Genomic DNA, 23,125 nt, shown 5'->3' on the forward strand with positions numbered 1-23,125 from the left:
TATTCCTATTATCAAATTCAATAGCATTTTTCACAAATTGTTCATTTATTCCAAAAATACTTTTCGACATAAAACAAACCAAATCTATGTAAGATTTGGTTTGTTACTAATCATACCCTATATCGTATTTTTTCACTCTATCTCCATCAACCGTTTCGCTTCAAAATACAACACTTGAATAAATTTTTTCGTATTAATTCGTATATGTCCAGAAGTCGCTACCCCATCCTTTGTCATTTCTGTCATCCGTTTTCTAACTACAGTGAAATCAAAAAACTTCGGAGCATAACTTTCAAATTTCGGATTTGAAAAGTCTGTTAATCCAAGGGAAGCTAAATGATTCAATGATTGATAAATCGCTCTTCTTACACGTTGTTCAGATGCTTTTTTCTCCTTCTCTATATCTGCATCTGAAGCTAGTTCCCCTAATTTTTTCAGTGTAATTTGGTGGAAAATATCTTTTAACGCAGGAAATCCAAATTCAAATGTTTGCGCCTTTTCTTGTCCATATAAATATTCCAGCATACTAAGTAAATCTTTACTTCCGTTCTCTCCCGCAATACCGAGTTCTGCTAGTAAGAAGCGTCCTGAATCTGATATCTTTTTCTCTTCTTGCACTGTTTCACTACGCATTTGAGGCTTTTCCCACTGAAACACACTATTTAATGATTTTTGAATGTCATATATAGAGCGTTCCAAACGAATACGCTCTATCACTTTTCGTACAACAGATACTACTTCTATTTTGTTTAGTGGTTTTGTAATATAATATTCTACACCAAGTGTATATGCCTCACCAATGAGCTGTTTCGATTCAACTTGAGAAATCATAATAATTTTCCCAGTAAATGAAGACGCTATATGACGAACTGTTTCAATACCGTCTCTCATCGGCATGAGTAAATCAATAAATAAAATATCCACTTTTTTATAATTTAGCTGTTCTGCTTCAACAAAAGCTCCATCTTCCGATTCTCCAATTACTTCCCCAAGATCGCCATCCTCAATAATTTGCGAAAGCATCGAACGGAAAACTTCATCATCATCTACAATATAATAAAACAAACCTATTCCCCTTCCCGCTTTAAACTGCACTCCGGTAAACAAACGATAAACTTACACCCGTTCCCATTTTCATTGTCTTCTAACCTTACTTCTCCGCCGAGCTCTGTTACCATTTCATATATGTAAGAAAGTCCAATACCTGTGGACGGTGTTCCTGTTTGATCATACTTTGAAGTAAACCCGGGCTTAAATACTAATTTCTTATACTTTTGCGCAATACCAGGGCCATCGTCAATTACTTCAAAGATTACATGTTGCTCTCGTTTATATAACTTAATACGAATGAGGCCTCTATCATCAATTGCTTCAACTGCATTCGCAACTAAGTTATTAAAAATTGATAGCACTGTATACACGTGATATGCAGGATGCTCGCCTTCTATATGTTTAGAGAAACGTATATCTTTCCCTAGCATTTCAGCATACTTTTCATTTATTCTTACAATCATTTCTGTAAGCTCATGACCTTCTACGTACTCAGCCACATTTTTATCTAATAACAGTTTAGATAATCCTGCAAAAATCCTTTGATTATCTTTTTTTATTTCATGCACTTCTCCTGCTATTTTCAATGCTGTTTTACCATTCGAATGATCGCTTACTTGTAAATTCCGATATAATTGATACGCTTCTTGTGTAATTAATTCTGCATTTTGTAACGTTTTTTTCAAATGAACAGATTCTACATATAAATTGGATAAGTGCATTAACATTTTTTCATTTTCTTTTCGCACTTGTGATTCTTTTAATTTCGTTTCATATAAATTCATCATATTTAAAAAGCCAAGTGCAAAAAAGCTACGAAAAATAGCAATAATGATGAGTTTATTTACTTCAGAAATTGTTATTGTTGTACCTAGTACTAACATGTGATAAAACGCAAGTTCCGACATACTTGCAACAATTTCAATTGAAATTCCAAGACATCCAATAATAATTGGTCTCTGATGAAACTTATTCACCCTACAGAGTGAAAAAAGACTTCCATAAATAAAATAATAAAAAAACACAGGATAGCGCAAATAAAATGATTCTGTCATATGAAATGAACCTTGCATGACCCAGTCAAGACATACGCGGAATAAGACTACACATATACCAACAACAATACCTGCAACTCCTGCTGGTATTCTTCTTAAAAATAGTAATAAAAAGAAGAATACCGGCGTACCAAAGCTAACGCGAAACGTATCATTAAAAGGATGAAAATTAAGCTCTCCAGCAATCGGAACAACAACCATTAATATAATTAAAAGGGATATGTCTTTCTTCCATAATTGATTCCAATTCAAAGGTGCCACTTCCTATATTCTTTTTTCAATAATAAAAGTGAAAGCCCGCTTATATTTATAAACGGGCTTTATTTCTATATTCTAACCTTTTCTACCGCTTTTATTTGGCGATACTCAGGCTCCCAGATTGCTTCTTTCACTGCAATCTTGATATCGTTATCACTTAAGTTCTCTCTAGCAACACCTTCTGCAACAGCAACTTTCGCTACTTCAATTGCTACCATTTCCGAGATATTACGTAACTCTTCAACTTCTGGTAAAATAGGTGCTCCTGGCTGACTTGTATCCACCATACTTGCAACTGCTTCAGCAGCTGCTGCGAACATGCCATCCGTCATGACGCTTGCACGTACGACAATTGTTCCTAGACCAAGACCTGGGAAAATAAGTGCATTATTTGATTGTCCAATCACATACGTTACACCGTTGTATGTAACTGGTTCAAATGGACTTCCTGTTGCAACTAACGCTCTTCCTTCTGTCCACTTGATTAAATCGGCTGGTTTTGCTTCAGCAAGTGGCGTCGGGTTCGACATCGGTAAAATGATTGGTCTTTCTACGTGAGAAGCCATTTCTTTAACAATCTCTTCTTTAAATGCGCCTGCAACAGTTGATGTACCGATTAAAATTGTCGGTTTTACATGTTTCACAACTTCAGCAAGTCCGATTACACCATTTTGCTTCCACTCACTTACTTCCGCTTCTTTTCTTGCATACGGCATTTGGAAATCAAGAAGATCTTTCATATTATCTGTAACTAATCCGTTGCGATCAATACACCAGAAACGCTTATACGATTCTTCTTCTGATACACCTACGCGGACCATTGCATCTCTAACTTGATCTGCGATACCGATTCCAGCCGTACCAGCACCAAATACAACAACGCGGTGTTCACTTAGTGGTACACCCGAAGCTTTCACTGCCGATAGCACAGCAGCAAGTGAAACTGCACCTGTACCTTGAATATCATCATTAAACGTACAAATATCATGACGATATTTATCTAAAATTTTTCGTGCATTTCGAGAGCTAAAGTCTTCCCAATGTAAAAGTGCTTTCGGGAATTGTTTATTTACCGCTTGTACAAATGTATCAATAAACTCATCGTAAGCTTCACCTGTTATACGAGGGTGACGATTTCCAATATAAAATGGATTGTTTAATAGTTCCTCACGATTTGTACCTACATCTAAAATTACCGGTAATACGCGACTAGGATCGATTCCAACCGCGGCCGTATAAACAGCTAATTTTCCGATGGCGATGTTAATACCACCAACGCCCCAGTCACCAATTCCAAGTATACCTTCCCCATCAGTTACAACGACTAAATCAATATTTTCTGCTGTTGCACCAATATTGGCGAACGCTTCTTCAATACCTGACGGATCGTTAATTGATAAATACACACCACGTGGTTTACGATATTCATGACTATATCTTTGAATCGCTACACCAACAGTTGGTGTATATACGATTGGTAACATTTCGCGTAAATGATCTGTTAAAATACGATAAAATAATACTTCATTTCGATCATGTAACGCTGTTAAGTATACATTCTTTAATAAATCATCCGGCTGAGAACAAAATTGTTCGTATGCGCGGCGTGCTTGTTCTTCCAATGTTAAAACTGCTGGCGGTAATAACCCTTTTAAACCTAATTCTTCTCTTTCTTCTTGCGTGAAAGCAACCCCTTTATTTAAAAGTGGTGTTGATAATACTTCTACTCCTCTTAATGTCGTTTCTAATGAACCATTAGAAGCTACTGTAAACTTACTCATAACATCCCTACCTCTATTCATATATAGCATTTCTATATTGTAAACAAAAAAGAGGGGCTTGTCCCCCCTCTTCTGTTAATTTTTCTTTAAAAGAGTTGCTCCTGCAATCCCTGGGTGCGTCATTTCGAATGGATCTAGAATTAATTCTAAGTCTTCTTGTGACAGTACACCATTTTTCACACAAAGTTCTCGAACGGATTGCCCTGTCGCGATTGCTTCTTTCGCAACGCGAGCTGCTGCTTCATAACCGATATGAGGGTTCACGGCTGTAATAATTCCTACACTCTTCTCAACATACTCTTTTAAGCGATCTTCATTCGCTTCAATTCCTTTTAAGCAATTATCTGTAAAGGCACGGAAACCGTTATTCATAATGCTAATTGATTGAAGTAAGTTGAAAACTAGTACTGGTTCCATAACGTTCAATTCTAATTGACCTGCTTCTGAAGCAAGACAAATTGTATGGTCATTACCAATTACTTGGAACGCAATTTGATTAATTACCTCTGGCATAACAGGGTTTACTTTCCCTGGCATAATAGATGAACCTGGTTGACGAGCCGGTAACATAATTTCTGTTAAACCAACACGTGGACCTGATGCCATTAAGCGAAGGTCATTCGCAATTTTAGACATATTCATCATACATACTTTCAGTGCTGCTGATACTTCTGTATATGCATCCGTATTTTGCGTTGCATCTACTAAGTCTTCCGCACCAACAAGTGGTAGTTCACTAATTGCAGCTAAATGTTTTACAACAGCTTGAATATATTCTGGATCTGCATTTAAGCCTGTACCAACTGCAGTTGCTCCCATGTTCACTTCATATAAGTGTTGACGTGATTGCTGAATTCGTTTCATATCACGTTCAAGCACACGCGAGTACGCTTTAAATTCTTGCCCAAGACGAATTGGCACAGCGTCTTGTAAATGTGTACGACCCATTTTAATCACATGATCGAACTGTTCTGCTTTTAATTCAAATACATCGTGCATATAGCCCATCGTTTGTAATAAACCTTCTAATGCGTTTAATGTAGCGATATGAATCGCCGTTGGGAATGCATCGTTTGTGGATTGCGCCATGTTTACATGACTATTTGGACTAATATAATGATAGTCTCCCTTTTCCATTCCTAATAATTCAAGAGCACGATTGGCAATGACTTCATTTGCATTCATGTTCATTGAAGTACCTGCTCCGCCTTGGATTGGGTCTACGATGAAATGATCATGCCATTTCCCGTCAAGAATTTCTTGAGCAGCTTCTGCGATTGCGCCACCCTTGTTCAATTCCAATCTTCCTACATCTGTATTCGCAAGTGCTGCAGCTTTTTTTACAACTGCGAACGCTCTAATTAAACCTTCATGAATTTTGTATCCTGTAATTGGGAAGTTTTCAACTGCACGCATTGTTTGTACACCGTAGTATGCATAGTTTGGTACTTCTTTTTCACCTAAAAAATCTTTTTCAATTCGAACACCATTTTTAACTTCAGTTAATGTTGCCATACTTATTCACTCCTTAACGATTTCTTATGCTGCTTTTGTTTCTTTGACTGTTTCTACATATTGTTTTGCTTTCTCATTATCGAATTCGCCTTCCCACTTCGACATAACAATGGCCGCTAATGCATTCCCTAATACATTGACAGATGAGCGAATCATATCTAAAATGCGGTCAATCCCCGCAATTAACGCGATACCTTCTAGTGGTAACCCCATTGAACCTAACGTTGCTAATACAACAACGAACGATGCACCTGGAACTCCCGCCATACCTTTGGATGTTAACATGAGAACGAATAATAACGTTATTTGCTCTGTCAGTGACATGTGCACACCGTACATTTGTGCAACAAATAATGCCGCTAACGCTTGATAAATAGCCGATCCAGTCAAGTTAAATGTATAACCTGTCGGAATTACGAAAGAGGCAACTGCCTTTGGACAACCGAACTCTTCCATTTTTCTCATTATATTAGGTAAAACAGCTTCTGAACTTGCTGTCGTAAATGAAAGAATAAGTTCTTCTTTTAAAATTTTCATTAACGTAAAAATGTTTACGCCAACCATTCTTGCATTTATACCTAATACAATCACAACGAATAGTATAACAGTTACGTATACAGCTAGCACTAGTTTTCCTAAAGGAAGTAGTGTTGCTACACCAAATTTTGCAACCGTAACAGCAATTAATGCGAATACACCAAATGGTGCAAATTTCATAACTTGATTTGTAACCCAAAACATCGCTTCGAGTACGCCTTCAAAGAAGTTAAAAACAGGCTTTCCTTTTTCCCCAATTGCTGCGACTCCTAAACCGAATAATACTGAGAAGAAAATAATCGGTAATAAGTCACCTTGTGCAATCGATTCAAATACATTTTTCGGTACGATATGAACAATCGTCTCAGCGAATCCTTGCTTCTCCGTAGCATCTGCTGTTTGTTTATAAGAAGAAATATCACTTTGCTGTAAGTTATTCATATCAACGCCAGTACCCGGCTGGAATATATTCGCCGCAAGTAACCCCATTAAAATAGCGATTGTCGTAATGATTTCGAAATAAAGAATTGTCTTCCCGCCTAGTTTCCCAAGCTTCTTCATATCGCCTACACCAGCTACTGCAACAATTAATGCTGAAATAACAATTGGTACTACAATCATCTTAATTAAGTGAATAAATATATCCCCAATTGGTGTAATATAAGAAATCGCCGTTTTATTGCCATAAAAGACTGCCCCTACTACAATCCCTAAAACAAGCGCGACAAAAATTTGTGTTGCCAATCCGAATTTTTTCATTTATGTTCATCCCCTCCATGCGAACGCTTTCAATTTGAATTTATAAAAGCTACTCACACATCTTATAAGCGAACCTACAAAATCATACAAAAACCTACAAGTTCGTCACAAAAAATTCAAATTTTTTTCTTCTTTTTTTCATTGACACCATTTTGTTAAAAAACTATAAAATATACTTGATAAGTAATCAGATTGTTTCGTATAATCAAAAAGATATATACTTACAACAAATCAAAATGAAAAGGAGTGGATGATATGAAAAATTATGTGCAAAAATTCGTTCTATCTTCTTCTTTTCTTTTTCATTTTCTTAAAAAGGAACAAAGGCATTCGCCTTTGTTCCTTTTTTATTGCGATCTATATAGGGGGAATTGTTATGAGGCCATATAAACGTGTCTTAATTAAATTAAGCGGCGGTGCACTTGCCGATCAAACCGGAAATAGCTTTAACTCCAAACGATTAGAACATATCGCAAACGAAATTTTATCCATCGTTGATTTAGGTATTGAGGTATCTATCGTCATTGGAGGCGGGAACATTTTTAGAGGTCATCTAGCGGAAGAATGGGGAATCGATCGTGTAGAAGCTGACAATATCGGTACGTTAGGTACAATCATTAACAGCTTAATGCTACGCGGTGTTTTAACAAGTAAAACAAATACAGAAGTGCGCGTTATGACTTCCATCCCGTTTAATGCTGTAGCTGAACCATACATTCGCCTACGTGCAATCCACCATTTAGATAACGGGTATATCGTTATTTTTGGAGGTGGTAACGGGCAACCGTTCGTTACGACAGATTACCCAAGTGTTCAAAGGGCTATTGAAATGAATAGTGATGCTATATTAGTCGCAAAACAAGGAGTAGATGGCGTCTTTACTAGTGATCCAAAACATAATAAAGCAGCAAAAATGTACAAAAAACTAAACTATAACGATATTGTTAGGCAAAACATACAAGTAATGGATCAAGCCGCTTTATTGCTTGCCCGTGATTATAATTTACCAGCACACGTCTTTAACTTTGATGAGCCTGGAGTAATGAAAAGAATTTGCTTAGGTGAACATGTGGGGACGTTGATTAATGATGATGCCTCATTGCTCGTGCATGAAAAATAATTATTAATCATAAAAAAGGGGTGTCTATAAAAGACTCCCTTTCTTTAAACTTTAGAAATAAAAATCAGCCAATCCCCCCAACTTTTCCTTACAACGCTCCCAAAACGATAACTTCTCAAAAAATTCTTTCGTCATTTCTTTTGAATTATGAAAATCCTCCGTTAACGCCTCATTAACTTGTCCTACAATTGAACCACCATGAATATACAAATTCATTTCATCATTTATATTGAAACTTCGCGAAGTAAAATTTGTCGTACCAATAACAGTTAGTTCATTATCAATAAGCATTAATTTGCCATGAAACATCCCTTTTTTATAACCATATACTTTAATTCCATTATTAACAGCTTGGCGAATATACGGATACGCCGCCTCTTTAATAAGAGGAATATCTGGTTTATATGACCAAAGTATTTTTACAGTAACTCCACGTTTTTGTGCTTCCATTAAAGCATTCATTACTTCTTTATTTTTGGCTATAAAGTAAGGTGTTGTAATGACAATTGAATGCTTTGCTTCTTTTATTAATTCTATATATTTTTCAGCGACGTGATGTCCATTGTAACTAGCCATCGTATGTAATGTATTCCCTTTACTCGCTTTATTCGTACTTCTTTTTATCTCTTCTTTCGTATCTCGTTTCCAATCTAAAGCGAATTGTTCTTCTAAATCTTTTGCTCCTTCTCCTTTAAGTCGCACATGATAGTCACGCCAATATCCAAATCGTTTATCTTTTCCTAAGTACTCATCCCCTATATTAAAACCACCCGTATAACCAATCTCTCCATCAATCGTCGTAATACGGCGATGATTACGATGGTGAAGTGAATAAAACCCGAATGGTAATTCAGGTTTTCTACTATATGTAAAATGTACACCACTTTCCCGCAATTCATTTATCTTCTTTCTTTCAAATGATAAATCATTAATGCGATCAACGGATAAATAGACGTTTACTCCTTCTTTTGCCTTCTCTTTTAATAAATTTAAAAAAGTATAGCTACTTTTATCATCTGACAAAATAAAAAAGTACGTATAAATAGATCTCTTCGCCTCTCTTATATCAGTAAATAACTGTTTATAAAATGACTTCCCTTCTACATATAATTGAAAGTCACTATAATGAGGTGCATACTCTGTCGGCATGTTTTTCCCGGCTTCCATTTTTCTACCTAAGGTAACATCGATATGCATGCAAATTAAAATAAAAACAACAATAGCAACAATAATAGAAGTAACTCGCAATATTTTTTTAATCATTTTAATTTCCTTCCGCTCAAATTATATTCTACTCTGTAGTGTTTCATTTAAATATATTTTCATACGGAATGTATTTCTTCATTTTCATCGATGTTAAACAGGTAAAGGAGCGAAGAATATGGGAAAAGGAAAAACACCTATTGTTTTTGTCCCTGGACTTTTCGGTTCAATGAATAATAATATTATTCCGGGTACTGGTGATTGGAGCTTCGGACTATCTGCATTTGTTTATGAGCCATTTATTTTGATGTTAGAAAGTATGGGCTATGAACGAAATAAAAACCTATTTATTTGTTTTTATGACTGGCGTCAGCGGATTATTTTTTCTACACAAAAATATTTATTACAAACGATTGCTTATGCTAAAAAAATTACAGGGCGCGATAAACTAAATCTAATCTGTCATAGTATGGGAGGACTTCTTGGACGTTCTTACGTTCAAAGTGAAGAATATAAAAATGATGTAAATCAACTTATCATACTCTGTACACCAAGCGCTGGATCTCCGGCAAATTATAGTTATTGGACTGGAGGTAGTCTCCCTGTCCATGCCTCTTCTAAAATAAATATCGTTCATTTTTATATGGAACAATACATTAACTACTTAAGCACCTTATATAACATGAATACAGTTGAGGCGATACATCTTTATTTTCCAGGATTACAAGATGTTATTCCGTGTAAAGATTACGGGAATTATTTATTTATAAAATCTGGATCTTCAATTACATTTATTCCTTATAGTAAAATGAAAACGAAAAACCCTTTCCTCGATAATTTAAATAAAAATAGATTTATGATACAAAAAAGAAATATTGAAACTACACTCATTGCTGGAGATGGAGAGGAAACCATTCAATATTTACAAGTCGTTCCTTCATATTCTAGTCTGAAATGGACAGACGGCAAAGTCGTCGGTGATATGCTTACAAAACATGGTGACGGGAACGCTATTTTACATAGCGTTTTTCTCCTAGAGGGAAATAAATGTGTTGTGCATGCTTCACATAACGAAGTGCTCTACAAAAGCATTCCTATATTACAAAAGATACTCTAAATTACAAAACAAAAAAGGTGTAGCACTACGCCACACCTTTTTTTGTTAAACAAAGTTCCTCGCATCATTATTTCTTCCAAATTTATAAATCGCAATTAAGAAGAATGCAATTGCAAAAGCGAATAAAATGAAAATATTTAAATACAACTCAGCGAATGGAATTCCTTGCTGTAGTTTTGCTATCGTGTCTAATAACCAGCGCTGCGGAAGGAAATTAGCTACTTTTTGTACCGCTTTTGGCATAATGTCATACGGGAAATAACATCCAGCCAGTAAACATGTCGGTACAATAATCATATTTTGCATTGCATTTGCTGACGCTGAGTTTTTCGAAAAAGCGACAAGGACTAATGATATTCCAATTGCTATTAAAGCAAATAACATGAGTACGCCCAACATCACTATGAAAGGCATATTGATATTCGTATGAAAAACATTCGTTAGGAATAAAGTTGTAATTAGAATTTGTACTGTTAGTATCATCATATTTACCCCAACATTAGATAATATGAACTTCTTTCCGTCTATCGGTGTTGATAAGAGTCTAAAATATGTTCTATTCTCTTTTTCTTTTAAAATATGACCCGATAAGTTCGCTGCTGAAAACAACATAAACATAATAAGGTAACCTATCGTTTGGGTTGTCATATCTTTATTTTTCGAAGTATCTTCTAATGTTTCAGTTTTCATTTTAAATGCACTTTTTTGATACCCTGCGTACATAGTATCAAATGTGCTTTGATCTGTTCCTGCAACTTTACTAATCGCTGCTATATTATCAATATAATTATATAAATAGGACCTTATAAATCCTGTTACTTGATCACCTTTAATCGATGAAATTTCAATATGATCAGGTTTCCCTTCTCGAACACTTTCGGAAAAACCAGAATCTAATGTAATAACACCATCAAGTTTTTTTGAAGTGAGTTTATCTTCTACTTCAGAATCTTTAATCTTACTTACATTTACATGCTTTAATCCTTCTAAAAATTTCACTGTATCATTTGCTATAGGTTGATTTTCTTTATTTATAACCCCGATATTTAACGTTCCTTGCCCTACATTTCCGTATTCCGAAAAGGCGATGAGCGTTCCTATTATTGGCAAGCTAATAATAATAAATAAACTTTTTTTATTTTTCAAAAGTACAGATAACGTTTTTTGTATGAGCCATAAAATATCTTTCATACTATAGCCCCTCCCGTCTACGTAATGCAATAATTGCAATTAATAAAAAGAGTGCCGAAATTCCAAGGTTTAAACCTATTACCGGCAGTGCTGCCCCAACATCATTCGCATAGATAATTTTCATAACAGCTGTATTTGCCCACGTTAATGGTGATAAATTCGTAACGAAATTTTCTTCTACTACGAAATATGCACCACCAAAAATAGAAGCTAATTGCACGACTACCATAATAATTGCTCTCGATGCTTCAGCTGTTTTCGTAATATATCCGATCCCTAAACCGAAGCTAATTGGTAGAAAAACCTGTGTTAATAAAATAATAAATATAATTCCAAGATGGTCGCCCCAATTCGCTTGAAAAACAAATTTACTAAATAACATGACAAGCACTATGCACAGAGCATTTGCTACTAGGCTCCCAAGTACTTTTCCAATGAATATTTCAGCCTTACTTATAGGCGCAGCAATGAGACGATCTCCTGTTTTACGTATTCGTTCTCCTCGAATTAAAGAACTGGCTCCCATCGCTGCATATAGCGCAATCATCGTCGTCATTACAACTGCATAGTAATCCATAGAACCTGGCTTTTTCGCAGCTTGTAAAGATGTTTCTTTTATATAATCATTATGATTTCCATTTGAAATAACTGCGCTCACCTTACTAGGATCTACTTTTGCAACTTCGGCTGCTACATTGTACTTATCAACAAACGTTGTAAGCATGCCTTCCACAATACTTCCCTCAATACTACTTTTGTCACTTCCGTACAATTTTGCGCCATCTTTATTTAATTCTACATAAGCAGCATATTTATTTTGCTTCACTGCTTCCTTCCCATCTATACCTTCAGAAGCTTTTTTAAAATGAATACCCGATTTATCAGCTTCTTTCGCAAATGCTTCAAATGCTTGAGAAAACGTGCTACTCGCTTCATCTTTATATAGCACCTGTATATCTTTAATTGAATGACTATCACTATTAAATGCGTTTGTTAATGCTGTACCTAATACAAGCATAAGCACAATCGGAAAAGCTAACATAAAAACTAAAGTTCTTACGTCTCTGAAATCTCTTTTCATATGCATAATTGCAATATTGAAGATGTTCAATGGATGAACCTCCCTTTACCTTTTCTTCATTTACCTTTTATTTATCTCGTAAGTTTCTTCCAGTCAACGTAAGGAATACTGTTTCTAAGTTTGGAGCCTGCTCCTCTAACGAACGAATTTCAATGTCATGATTAATGAAGTGCTGAATAATTTTATTTAAATTGTTTAACCCTGCATCCGAGTTTACTTTAATTACATTCTCATCAATTTGAACAGCTTTCACTCCATTTATTTCTTTTAACTGTTCTACATCTAAATTTTCTACTGACTTCACTTCAATCCAAATGTCTTTCGTATCCGTAATAATCGCTTTTAACTGTTCTTTCGTGCCCTCTGCAATTACTTTACCGTGATCAACAATTGCGATTTTCGTACAAATCTCTTCTACCTCTTCCATGTAGTGACTCGTATAAATAATCGTGCTTCCCATTTCATTTAATTTCCGAACAGACTGGAGAATATAGTTTCTTGACTGTGGATCAATTCCAACTGTCGGCTCATCCATAATAATTAACTTCGGTCTATGAGCAATCGCACAAGCAATATTCAGCCTTCGTTTCATCCCGCCTGAAAAGTTTTTCGGATAACTTTTATATTTATCGCTAAGCCCTACAAATTGAAGTGCTTCCTCCACTCTCGCTTTTAACTCAGCACCCCTTAACCCATACAATCCAGCAAAGAATTTCACATTTTCATAGGCAGTTAGCTCTTCATAAATCGCAATATCTTGCGGAACGATACCGATATTCATCTTCGCAAATCGATTATGTTTCTTTATATTTTTTCCTAGTATGCTAATTTCACCTTCATTACTTCTTAGCAAGCCAGCAACCATATTTATCGTTGTACTTTTACCAGCACCATTCGATCCTAAAAAGCCAAATATTTCTCCTTCTTTAATAGATAAAGACATATTATCAACTGCGATGAAATCACCAAATTTTTTCGTTAAATTTTTAATTTCTAAAGTATTCATCGTTTCACCCCTATTTCGGTTTCTCTGCTTTTAGTATAAACAAAAAGAATGAACCTGCTCAGTGCAGAAGTTCATTCTTTTCACATGAGATTATTCACTTTTTTCATATGAGATGATTCATTCTCATATCGGCAGCAACATTGTTACTGAAAAACCACTTGTTCCATCTACAATAATTTTACCATTTACAGATGCCGTTCGTTCCTCCATCCCCATAATACCGAGACCTTTTTTAACAAGCATTGCACCTTTTCCATTATCCTTCACTTGTACCTTTACCATCTTGTTAAGTACATGAATATCGATTGAAATAACTGTCGCATCAGCATATTTCATCGCATTTGTTAATGCTTCCGTGACATTTTCACCGATAATCTTCCACTGTATAGGAGAAATCATATCTAAGTTCCCTTTATAAACGAAAGGAATATTCACATCATGCTTACCGGCAAATTCCTCTATGAATAATTTCATACGATGAATACCAATTTGCTCAGTTGGTGGCTTCATATTTTTTAATGTAATCCGAATGCTTTCAATTCCATCTTTCGAAATATGAATTGCATTTTGTAATAACTCAGCAGATTTTTCTTTATCTATCGCCATTAATCTCTTTGCTGCTTCCATTTGAATAAGTGCACCTGTCATCGAATGGCCAATTTTATCATGAATTTCTTGAGAAAGTCGATTTCTCTCTTCTAACTTAAATGTGTACTCTGATTGCCTTATATACTCTTTATTTTCATTTAAGCTTTTCGTCAGCCGTTGCATATCTTTTCGCATCTGATCATTTTGTGATTCAAGCTTTAATACGCGTAATATATACCGTTCTGCCATCGTTAATAGGAGAAAGGAAAATGCAACAATTAATCCATATGTCATTCTAATACTTTCATTTGTAAAGATAATAGGAATCATCATAATGAGAAAGAGTTGCCATTTCTTCTCTATATAACGGAATATAATTTCATATAAGTTCAATGGTAAAAACAAAATAAAGAACGGATGAATCTTCCATGTAAATAACATAACTAAGCCAATCGATACAGAAGTTAATATGTTTTTGTGCGTATCTTTTTTACATATAGAGATTAGCACGTTTACAGAAAGATATAAAAGCAAAGTCAGTATAATCCATGGTAAGTTTGCAACATTTAAATAAATGTAACTAAACACAATATATATAAATACAATTAATTTACTTACAATTAACCAAAATTCCATATCTTTAATCTACTTTCCCTGTTAAATAATAAATCGCAATTTGTGTACGATGTTCCAGTCCAGTTTTCCCTAAAACTGACGTAATATAATTTGCAATTGTTCCTTCTGATATGAAAAGTTGCTTCGATATTTCTTTATTCGAAAAGCCTTTTGCAATTAATGCGATAATACTCAGCTCTCTTTCAGTAAAAAGACTTTTATCTATTTTACATTCTTCCTCTTTACTTTCCATTAAATTAGACTTAATTTTATCTAGAACTACATCTTGCATAACTGTTTGACCGTTATATACTCCTTTTATCGCATCACGAATACGCTCTGGATCATTATTTTTTAATAAATAACCTTTTGCCCCGTTCTTCACTGCGTCCAAAATATATTCATCATCATCGAACGTCGTTAAAATTAGCGGTTTCGTTTTCGTCTCTTCGCAAATGAATTTTGTCGCCTCTACCCCGTTCATATTTGGCATGCGAACATCTAAAAGGGCGATATCAACGTCGTTCTTTTTGCAATATTCCACTGCTTCTTTCCCATCATTTACTGTATCTACTACTTCGAACTCTTCATATGTATTTAAAATAATTTTCATGCCTTCTCTAATAAAAGAATTATCATCTGCTATTAATATTTTAATTTTCATGTTTGTTAGTATGGACATTCCCCTACTAACACTCACATCCTTTCTCCCTGTAACATTTCCTACTTGCTCATTATATACTTCTCTTTACCATTTTTTCACACCTTTTTTCATCTAGCTCACCTGCAAAAAATATATTATTCTTTTTTTACAAAATGTGTAGGGTGACTTATCATTCTTTACGTCTATATAATAGAATGCGTCAAAAAGGAGGGAGAGACCCATTGAGGAAAAACAATTAATTGAAAAAGCACAGCAAGGAAGCGAACATGCTTTTCGTATCCTTGTGCAAACATATCGTCACTATATTTTCCAAGTTATCTTTTCTATTTTAAGACATGAAGAAGATACGAAAGATGTTACACAAGAAGTATTCGTAAAAATTCACGCCTCTCTCCCAAATTATCAATTTCGCGGATTAAAAACGTGGATGGCGCGTATTGCCACCAATCACGCTATTGATTATAAGAGAAAAAAAGCTAGAGAAAACGAAGAACTCTCCTTATGTAAAGAAACTGAGGAAAATATAAAATCCTCTCAAAATATTGAGGATTTATTATTGACGAAAGAACAAAAATTACTAATTGCTCAAAAACTGAGAGAACTTCCCCATAATTACCGTGATGTCGTTCTCGCACATTACTTAGAAGAAAAAAGTTATTACGAAATTGCTTTGCAGGAAAATATCGAAGTGAAAACAGTCGAAATGAAACTGTATCGGGCAAGAAAATGGATTAAAAAACATTGGAAGGAGGAAGAGTTTCTATGATGCATTATTCAAAAGAAGATTGGCGCAATTATACATTAGATGTTATAGAAAGTAATGAACGTGAATCTATGGAAGAACATCTTTATGAATGTGATCATTGTTTAGCGCTTTATATGGAAAGTATTGATGAACAACAGGAAAACCTTCCAATGATAAATGATGATTCATTTACGAACGAAGTTATGACGCAAATTAATTTTAAAACGCTACAACCTAATGAAAATATAAAAACAAACTCATTAAAGCGAACGATTATTCACTACATAATTGCAACCGCAGCTACAATTATTTTTATGGTAAGTGGTTTATTCCAATATATTTTCACAGCGACATCAAATTTCGAGAAATCTTCAAAACATAACGAGTCTTCTATCTCACAACAAATTGTAAACAAATCGGTAGACACATCAAAAAAGGACGGAGGTTCAAAGCATGAATAAAAACCCCTTTTTAGCACTTGTATTAGGGCTAATTCCTGGGCTTGGACATTTATATTTAAAGAAATTTGGACGGTTTATTTTATATAGCGGAGGGGCTGTATTTCTATTTATCTTTGCAGCATTTTGTACAATAGCATTGGGAGCGCGTGATATTGCTTTTCTTTCTCTATTTTTACTAGCCGTGTTATGGGTGGTCAACTTACTAGATTTAGTTATCACGATTATTAACCAATCGAAAAAACAAGCAACCGGAGAATTAACAGAGTCCTCTAAAGAGAGCGAACGATTTTATATCATTCTTCTTTCCATCATCCCTGGACTTGGTCATTTTCAATTAGGGCTTATGCAACGTGGACTTACATTTTTAGTAGCTTGTACAGGAATCGGAAGTATGATCATTTTCGTTGCCCTTTTAACATCTCAAGAAAGTTTCCTTATCTTTCTCGTGACGTTACCTGTTTTATGGATTTATAATTTCTTCGATGTTGTTCAGCAACTCCAGAAAAAAGAACGTGGTGAGCAATTAGTTGACCGCACTATTTTTGAAGATTTTGAAGAGCACCGTGAACAAGGAAAGAAAAGTAAAACATTCGCTTCTATTTTAGCGATGTTTCCTGGAGCAGGACATATGTATTTAGGCTTACAGCGACGAGGCCTCCAGCTTATGGCAGCCTTTTTACTTTCCATCTATTTACTTGACTTATTAAGACTTTCAGCGTTTTTATTTTTAGTACCCATCATTTGGTTCTATAGCTTCTTTGACGCTTTACAGCAAACTGCAAAGTATGGAAAAGAACGTGTACATGACGAACCTATCATTGATTATTTTATCAATCATCAAAGATGGATCGGTATCGGGTTAATTACACTCGGGGGTTATTATTTATTAGATCAAACAGTCCTTCCTATTTTGAATGATTACTTCGCAACTATATTTAACATTCATCTTAGCGAGCTGTATTATCGCTATTTCCAAACATCTATCGTTGCACTCCTCTTAATTGGTGGCGGCTTTAAATTGTTACTTGGAAATAAAGAAAATAAAGGTGGTACGAAAGAATGAGAACATGGCGCGTTGGAACATTTTCAATGGGGCTTTCTATTATTGCATTAGGTTGCTTCTTACTATTTTCAGTTATAAAAGGTACTGAGGTATTAGATTCCTTAACAGCATGGTGGCCTGTTTTACTTATTATACTTGGCGTGGAAATTTTACTTTACCTTCTATTTTCTAAGAAGGAACAATCATTTATTAAATATGATATTTTTAGTATTTTCTTTATCGGTGTTTTAGGAAGCGTCGGAATTGCTTTTTACTGTTTATTATCAACTGGATTGCTAGATGAAGTTCGTCATTCTATTCATACCACTCGCCAAACGAGTAATATTCCAAGTGGACAACTTAATATACCTGAATCTATCAAAAAAATTGTAGTGGATGCAGGACAGTACCCTCTAACAATAGAGGGAAATGATACAAATCAAATTCATCTTCTTGGAACATATGAAATGACGACGAAAGCTAATGAAAAACTTAATTTAAAACAAGAAGATTTTCTTTCCGTTCAAACAGCCGGGGAAACAATGTATATCACTTTAAAATCATTACCAGTTCAACATACGTTATGGAATTCCGCACCACAGGTCAAACCGACACTCGTTCTTCCACAAAATAAAAATGTAGAAGTTCGTGCTTCAAATAACGAACTATCCCTTTATCCAGGTCAATTACAAAATAATTGGTTTGTACAGGAAAGTTCAAATGTATCTGTTCATTTAACGAAAGAAAGCGATGTATCTTTAATCGCCATAACAAACAAAAAAGAATCCCACGGAAACACACCCTGGGAACAAGTTGAAGATTTAACGAAAAAAGAAGAGAATACTTCAGAAGAAAATCCAGAATTAAACGAACAAGAACATTGGTATAAAAATTCGATTAAAACTGGAAATGGAACGTACAAATTAAGCATTGAGAAAGCTTACAATTTAAATATGAGTGTTATTGAAAAATAAAAAAACCTTCCACAATTGTGGAAGGTTTTTCTCATATAATCGCTTTAATTCCCTCTAACACTAAGCCAATCATAAATCCGCAAACAGCTCCGTTTACTCGGATCCATTGTAAATCTTTACCGACGTTATTTTCAATCATTTCAATTAACGTTTTATCATCTAACTTATCAAGATTTTCTTGCACAAGCTTTCCGATTTTCGAATGGTTATTCTCAACAAGCTTCACAACTTGTTTTTGTAACCAATCTTCTATTTTTTGAACAGTCACTTCGTCATCTTTTATTTTATTCATTTGTTTTTGCAAAAATGGAATAACATACTTATCCGCAAATTCTTCATTGTTTACAAAGGCAACTGCTTTTTGCTGCGCTTGTTCCAACATCTCTTTAATTTTGTCAGTAGCATTCCAATTTGAAATCCATTTTTCTTTCCAATTTTCTAATTCTTGTAGTAACGCTTCATTTTCTTTTACATTTATAATTTCTTGACGAATTTTTGCTAATATAAGCTGTCTCGTGCTATTATCCGCATCTTGTAAGCTGTTAATATTGCTAATAATGAATTTCTGCAAAATGCCGCCAATTTTATCTTCATCTACAATATTCATAAACGACTTCAATGTAAACTGTAAAAATCCATCTACTTTTATATTTTCCATCGCCTTCATACCTAAACTTCCGAGCTGGTAACGTGCTTCATCTTGCGCTGTCCAATCTTTCACTTTTACTAAAATGTAATCAAGTGTCTTCTCATCATATTCTTGCACAACTAATTGATCAACAAGCACTTGTAAGATGTTACTTGTATTCATTGTATGCAAATACGTTTTTAATTCTTTTTCAATAATAACCGCTAATTTTTCCGTATCTATTGAAACAATCGCCTTCTCAGCAATCGTTACAATCCCTTTTTTCACAGCATTAGACTGCATTTCTCTCTCTGCAATTTGCAGCACCATTTGTGCTAGTTGCATTTCTTTTACTTTATTCGTAATACTTTCTTTCGTTAGCCACTCATTTTCTAACGTATTGATGAGCCCTTTCGTTACTCGTTTACGGTTTTTAGGTAACAAAGCTGTATGCGGAATTGGAATTCCCATCGGATGACGGAATAAAGCTGTAACTGCGAACCAATCCGCAAGTCCACCAACTAACCCAGCTTCAAATCCACCTTGAATAATCTCACCAGCTACCGACCCTTGAAAAGGAATAGAAGCCGCAAAACCTACCCCCATAACCCCAAGCGAAATACCCGCTATATATTTAGTCTGTAATGACATCGTATACACATCCTCTTATTATGTAAAATAAAGCTTTTTGTTGTATTTATTTGATATTAGTTCTTTATATCTATACTATAATGAACTAATGCGAAAATAACAAAGAATTTATAATAATACAAGTCTTGGATTTCAATTAGAAATGCTTTATTTCCTTTACTACTATTTAATTAATATCGGTTTTGAAGAGGAAATTATATTTAGAGGATATCTTTGGCCAAGATTAGTTGTGCTACTAGGTAAATTTTGGGGTACATTTCTTACATGTGCATGCTTTGGTATTGCCCATTCATTTATGCCGATTATTTTAGGTGACACCTCTCAAGGAATTGGGGATTGGGTAGGAGCTGGTCTGGCCGGACATTTGCTTTATGCTTTTATTTACACTCGTAATAATAATTTACTCCTCCCCATATTCATTCATGCTTTTTTAGATATGCCCTATAAAGTGGGATAAATAAAAATGAGGCTATTTACAGCCTCATTTTTGGTTTAACGTAAATGCCTCACCTTTTTTATAATACCCATCCATCACATCTTCTGGAACCATACTACCTCCCGTTCCCCACACAATATGAGTACCTTTCTTCATCTTCTCTGTTAACTGTTGTTTTTGTAAATACCCATCTTCTGTACATACTTTCACTGGTCCTATCATACCAGCTAATGCAGAAGGCTCTAAATAAATATTTTCCGTATCAGCTAGTTCTTTTAATAATCTATATAACTCTTCATCACTTACTGTGTAATTTCCACTCAAAAATGGTTCTATCGTTTTACCGACAAATCCAGACGGTCTTCCTACCGCTAGTCCGTCCGCGTCTGTTACATTATCAATCCCGATATCTTGAACGGCAATTTTATCATGAAGTCCTGTCATTAAACCGAGTAACATGCATGGAGAATGCGTAGGCTCGGCAAAGAAACAGTGTACGTTGTCTTTATACAATAACTTTAAACCAAATGCGACTCCGCCAGGTCCGCCCCTACTCCGCATGGTAGATAAACGAATAAAGGATGTTCTTCATCCACTACAATCTCTAACTCTTCTAATTGTTTTTGTAAACGCGAGGCTGCTACTGCGTATCCTAAAAATAAATCATGTGAGTTTTCATCATCTACAAAATAACAGCTAGGATCTGCATCTGCTTGCCTTCTTCCTTCTTCTACAGCTTTACTGTAATCAGCTTCATATTCAATAACATTTACACCTTTGCTTCTTAATAAATCTTTTTTCCATTGTTTCGCATCTGCTGACATATGAACCGTTACGTTAAAACCTAGTTTCGCACTCATAATCCCAATGCTTAGCCCTAAATTTCCTGTTGAACCGACTGCAATTGAATATTTGGCAAAAAACTCTCTACATGTATCACTATCTAAAATGGAATAATCATCTTCTTCTGTTAACATACCGTGCTGCAAAGCTAATTGTTCAGCATGTTTCAACACTTCATAAATGCCGCCTCTAGCTTTAATTGATCCTGATATCGGGAGATGACTATCACATTTTAATAATAATTCTCCTAAAATAGGTTGCTCGTAATTTTTCTCTAAAGCTTGTTTCATAGAAGGGATTTTCAATAAAGGTGATTCAATTATGCCTTTCGTCTCTTTCGTTTCAGGAAAAACTTTCGCAATGTATGATGCAAAACGCTTTAACCTCTCCTTCGCATCTTTTACATTCTCTTCACTGAGTGGCGAATCTTTTATTGCCGTTTCATACTTTTCCATGTTCGGATTCACCCAAAACACTTCTTCTGTTTCAATCAATTTATTTAATAGTGGATATTCCTCTTTTAATTTCTCTATTTCCTTCATTCCTCTTCCTGGTTTAAAATTCTTATAAAAATCTATAAATTGTTGGCGAACCAAGTCAAATGCCAACTACCGAAAAGGAATCTCACCTTTTTCCTGTCCGTAAGATTTGTGACCTTTTCATCCACCTATTGTGAAAGAATGACGGCAGGTTCCTGTTAGGAACGGTCTTTTCTTGCATACTACCATTCATCCAAGTCAGTAGTATGCAAGAGGTTATAAGAAATAAACCAGTACCCCCCTTCTATATTTAAATTTTAAATAATAATTGTTGATTGCTCATATAAACAGTTTTGTGAAGAATACTCCACAATTTCCAATTGTGATGATCTTTCCATGTTTTAATCGTTTGTAGCCATTTTTTATATACTTTTTTCGTATTCGTATCCTTTTCGCTTTCTTCCATGGAAGCGACAAAAATACGGAGTTTTGTTGTAATTTTGTTTTTTAATAATAGAACAACTTCTTTAGGTAATCTTTCTTGGAAACCTAATCCACGTCTTACGATTGTGAACGCAGCGGTTTCGTGAACACTAATACCAAACTTTTTACTATATTTTAATTTTCCGATCACACTTGTATAGGCAGGATTTACTGTTTTGACAGAAAATCCGTTACGAAGAGCCATACGAATTAAACTATCCAACATTTTTTTATACGTAAATTGATGAAATTTACGATTGCTGTATTTATCAGTATCATGAGACTGTTGGAATTTCAAATCCTCTAAAACAATACCACCTACATTGTTTTCTATTAACCATTTTTTGATTTGTTGTACGATTTGTCCGATTACTGTTGTGCGTTTGTTTGTTGAAAATGTATCAAGATTGTGTAAGTAAAAGATCTTCGAACCCTTAAAATTACCTTGTTTTGTACATAAACTAATTGCAATTCGATCCGGATTCACATCGATCCCTGCAATTAAATCAGATTGTGGTGTTTCTTTAAAATCTAATACACGACCTATTTCCGTTTCATCAAACGTAATGTTTACATAAAAATCATTTTGTTTGCGAATAATTTCTACACTATATTTTTGATGATCTATAATCGGTTTTCCTTTTGGATTTACACCGATTTGTTCTCCCATAACAACATTTGTGATTTCATGATAAAAACGATATGGAATAATAATCGGAACTTTGATTCGTGGGCTTTTTGTTTTTCCATTTGTTCGTCCTAATGAATTTGCAATTTCTAACCATCCTTGCCCACAATCATCAACTGTAATGCGCATGTTCAAATTCCCTTTTTTACTTTTAT

Annotated in this window: 20 protein-coding genes and 1 pseudogene; 7 read left to right on the plus strand and 14 right to left on the minus strand. The window is 34.7% G+C overall.

Annotated features, from left to right (window positions below):
- Positions 1–132: 132 nt before the first annotated feature.
- The 5 genes from PDQ68_RS13865 to PDQ68_RS13885 form a co-directional block, all read right to left on the minus strand.
- The gene (locus PDQ68_RS13865; RefSeq protein WP_061183895.1) at positions 133–1,065 is read right to left on the minus strand and encodes a response regulator; all 933 of its coding nucleotides are present in this window, start codon (positions 1,063–1,065) and stop codon (positions 133–135) included.
- A 2-nt stretch (positions 1,066–1,067) separates the two neighbouring features.
- Entirely contained in the window at positions 1,068–2,366 is a 1,299-nt protein-coding gene (locus PDQ68_RS13870; RefSeq protein WP_080444186.1) for a sensor histidine kinase, read from the minus strand.
- 65 nt (positions 2,367–2,431) lie between these two features.
- Complete coding sequence (malS, locus tag PDQ68_RS13875) at positions 2,432–4,144, minus strand: oxaloacetate-decarboxylating malate dehydrogenase (protein ID WP_014893860.1); 1,713 nt, start codon at positions 4,142–4,144, stop codon at positions 2,432–2,434.
- Positions 4,145–4,219: 75 nt separating this feature from the next.
- Positions 4,220–5,659, minus strand: a complete 1,440-nt coding sequence (aspA, locus tag PDQ68_RS13880; RefSeq protein WP_016717130.1) for an aspartate ammonia-lyase — start codon at positions 5,657–5,659, stop codon at positions 4,220–4,222.
- Positions 5,660–5,683: 24 nt separating this feature from the next.
- A complete protein-coding gene (locus tag PDQ68_RS13885; protein WP_000713289.1) occupies positions 5,684–6,955 on the minus strand; it encodes a cation:dicarboxylate symporter family transporter in 1,272 nt (423 codons plus the stop codon).
- 376 nt (positions 6,956–7,331) lie between these two features.
- Here PDQ68_RS13885 and pyrH point away from each other — a divergent pair, with 376 nt between their 5' ends.
- The gene (pyrH, locus tag PDQ68_RS13890) at positions 7,332–8,075 is read left to right on the plus strand and encodes a UMP kinase (protein WP_001248062.1); all 744 of its coding nucleotides are present in this window, start codon (positions 7,332–7,334) and stop codon (positions 8,073–8,075) included.
- A gap of 51 nt (positions 8,076–8,126) precedes the next feature.
- On the opposite strand, the gene cls is transcribed toward pyrH, so the two are convergent.
- The gene (cls, locus tag PDQ68_RS13895; RefSeq protein ID WP_061183898.1) at positions 8,127–9,338 is read right to left on the minus strand and encodes a cardiolipin synthase; all 1,212 of its coding nucleotides are present in this window, start codon (positions 9,336–9,338) and stop codon (positions 8,127–8,129) included.
- A gap of 118 nt (positions 9,339–9,456) precedes the next feature.
- Here cls and PDQ68_RS13900 point away from each other — a divergent pair, with 118 nt between their 5' ends.
- Complete coding sequence (locus PDQ68_RS13900) at positions 9,457–10,395, plus strand: esterase/lipase family protein (RefSeq protein WP_270786855.1); 939 nt, start codon at positions 9,457–9,459, stop codon at positions 10,393–10,395.
- A gap of 45 nt (positions 10,396–10,440) precedes the next feature.
- Here PDQ68_RS13900 and PDQ68_RS13905 read toward each other — a convergent pair whose 3' ends face one another.
- From PDQ68_RS13905 to PDQ68_RS13925, 5 genes are all read right to left on the minus strand, one after another.
- Positions 10,441–11,586 (minus strand): ABC transporter permease, encoded by a 1,146-nt coding sequence (locus PDQ68_RS13905; RefSeq protein ID WP_016717127.1) that lies wholly within the window; start codon positions 11,584–11,586, stop codon positions 10,441–10,443.
- 1 nt (position 11,587) lies between these two features.
- Positions 11,588–12,697: an ABC transporter permease gene (locus PDQ68_RS13910; protein ID WP_270786857.1), complete on the minus strand. Its 1,110-nt coding sequence runs from the start codon at positions 12,695–12,697 to the stop codon at positions 11,588–11,590.
- Between the two features lie 37 nt (positions 12,698–12,734).
- Complete coding sequence (locus PDQ68_RS13915) at positions 12,735–13,673, minus strand: ABC transporter ATP-binding protein (RefSeq protein WP_001093843.1); 939 nt, start codon at positions 13,671–13,673, stop codon at positions 12,735–12,737.
- 123 nt (positions 13,674–13,796) lie between these two features.
- The gene (locus PDQ68_RS13920; protein WP_061183901.1) at positions 13,797–14,897 is read right to left on the minus strand and encodes a sensor histidine kinase; all 1,101 of its coding nucleotides are present in this window, start codon (positions 14,895–14,897) and stop codon (positions 13,797–13,799) included.
- Between the two features lie 4 nt (positions 14,898–14,901).
- A complete protein-coding gene (locus PDQ68_RS13925) occupies positions 14,902–15,540 on the minus strand; it encodes a response regulator transcription factor (RefSeq protein ID WP_000694106.1) in 639 nt (212 codons plus the stop codon).
- A gap of 283 nt (positions 15,541–15,823) precedes the next feature.
- On the opposite strand from PDQ68_RS13925, the gene PDQ68_RS13930 reads away from it, so the two are divergent.
- Genes PDQ68_RS13930 through exsE form a run of 4 tightly spaced genes read left to right on the plus strand, consistent with a single transcriptional unit; the run spans position 15,824 to position 18,762 of the window.
- A complete protein-coding gene (locus PDQ68_RS13930; RefSeq protein ID WP_001195481.1) occupies positions 15,824–16,306 on the plus strand; it encodes an RNA polymerase sigma factor in 483 nt (160 codons plus the stop codon).
- Positions 16,303–16,746, plus strand: a complete 444-nt coding sequence (locus PDQ68_RS13935) for a hypothetical protein (RefSeq protein WP_016717122.1) — start codon at positions 16,303–16,305, stop codon at positions 16,744–16,746. The genes PDQ68_RS13930 and PDQ68_RS13935 overlap by 4 nt, the downstream gene beginning before the upstream one ends.
- Positions 16,739–17,809 carry a hypothetical protein gene (locus PDQ68_RS13940; protein WP_001039094.1) on the plus strand — a complete coding sequence of 357 codons (1,071 nt, stop codon included), beginning with the start codon at positions 16,739–16,741 and terminating at the stop codon, positions 17,807–17,809. Before PDQ68_RS13935 ends, PDQ68_RS13940 begins: the two co-directional genes overlap by 8 nt.
- The gene (gene exsE, locus PDQ68_RS13945; protein ID WP_016717121.1) at positions 17,806–18,762 is read left to right on the plus strand and encodes an exosporium protein ExsE; all 957 of its coding nucleotides are present in this window, start codon (positions 17,806–17,808) and stop codon (positions 18,760–18,762) included. Before PDQ68_RS13940 ends, exsE begins: the two co-directional genes overlap by 4 nt.
- Positions 18,763–18,793: 31 nt before the next feature.
- Here exsE and PDQ68_RS13950 read toward each other — a convergent pair whose 3' ends face one another.
- Positions 18,794–20,041: a DUF445 domain-containing protein gene (locus PDQ68_RS13950; protein ID WP_061183902.1), complete on the minus strand. Its 1,248-nt coding sequence runs from the start codon at positions 20,039–20,041 to the stop codon at positions 18,794–18,796.
- Positions 20,042–20,183: 142 nt separating this feature from the next.
- Here PDQ68_RS13950 and PDQ68_RS13955 point away from each other — a divergent pair, with 142 nt between their 5' ends.
- The gene (locus tag PDQ68_RS13955) at positions 20,184–20,498 is read left to right on the plus strand and encodes a CPBP family intramembrane glutamic endopeptidase (RefSeq protein WP_073530914.1); all 315 of its coding nucleotides are present in this window, start codon (positions 20,184–20,186) and stop codon (positions 20,496–20,498) included.
- Between the two features lie 24 nt (positions 20,499–20,522).
- Here PDQ68_RS13955 and dsdA read toward each other — a convergent pair.
- Positions 20,523–21,862, minus strand: a pseudogene (gene dsdA, locus PDQ68_RS13960) (D-serine ammonia-lyase).
- Positions 21,863–22,109: 247 nt separating this feature from the next.
- The coding region (locus tag PDQ68_RS13965) for an IS200/IS605 family accessory protein TnpB-related protein (protein WP_270786859.1) at positions 22,110–23,125 on the minus strand (1,016 nt) is incomplete at its 5' end.

The sequence above is a fragment of the Bacillus cereus group sp. Bc010 genome (genome assembly GCF_027716745.1).
In the GTDB taxonomy this organism is placed as follows: Bacteria; Bacillota; Bacilli; order Bacillales; family Bacillaceae_G; genus Bacillus_A; species Bacillus_A pacificus.

Coding starts and splice junctions, on each gene's coding strand:
- PDQ68_RS13920 (WP_061183901.1), bottom strand. CDS start 14,897: ATGGAATTTTGGTTAATTGTAAGTAAATTAATTGTATTTATATATATT.
- PDQ68_RS13940 (WP_001039094.1), top strand. CDS start 16,739: ATGAATAAAAACCCCTTTTTAGCACTTGTATTAGGGCTAATTCCTGGG.
- malS (WP_014893860.1), bottom strand. CDS start 4,144: ATGAGTAAGTTTACAGTAGCTTCTAATGGTTCATTAGAAACGACATTA.
- PDQ68_RS13905 (WP_016717127.1), bottom strand. CDS start 11,586: ATGAAAGATATTTTATGGCTCATACAAAAAACGTTATCTGTACTTTTG.
- PDQ68_RS13885 (WP_000713289.1), bottom strand. CDS start 6,955: ATGAAAAAATTCGGATTGGCAACACAAATTTTTGTCGCGCTTGTTTTA.
- PDQ68_RS13915 (WP_001093843.1), bottom strand. CDS start 13,673: ATGAATACTTTAGAAATTAAAAATTTAACGAAAAAATTTGGTGATTTC.
- PDQ68_RS13955 (WP_073530914.1), top strand. CDS start 20,184: ATGCTTTATTTCCTTTACTACTATTTAATTAATATCGGTTTTGAAGAG.
- cls (WP_061183898.1), bottom strand. CDS start 9,338: ATGATTAAAAAAATATTGCGAGTTACTTCTATTATTGTTGCTATTGTT.
- exsE (WP_016717121.1), top strand. CDS start 17,806: ATGAGAACATGGCGCGTTGGAACATTTTCAATGGGGCTTTCTATTATT.
- PDQ68_RS13950 (WP_061183902.1), bottom strand. CDS start 20,041: ATGTCATTACAGACTAAATATATAGCGGGTATTTCGCTTGGGGTTATG.
- aspA (WP_016717130.1), bottom strand. CDS start 5,659: ATGGCAACATTAACTGAAGTTAAAAATGGTGTTCGAATTGAAAAAGAT.
- PDQ68_RS13925 (WP_000694106.1), bottom strand. CDS start 15,540: ATGAAAATTAAAATATTAATAGCAGATGATAATTCTTTTATTAGAGAA.
- PDQ68_RS13935 (WP_016717122.1), top strand. CDS start 16,303: ATGATGCATTATTCAAAAGAAGATTGGCGCAATTATACATTAGATGTT.
- pyrH (WP_001248062.1), top strand. CDS start 7,332: ATGAGGCCATATAAACGTGTCTTAATTAAATTAAGCGGCGGTGCACTT.
- PDQ68_RS13900 (WP_270786855.1), top strand. CDS start 9,457: ATGGGAAAAGGAAAAACACCTATTGTTTTTGTCCCTGGACTTTTCGGT.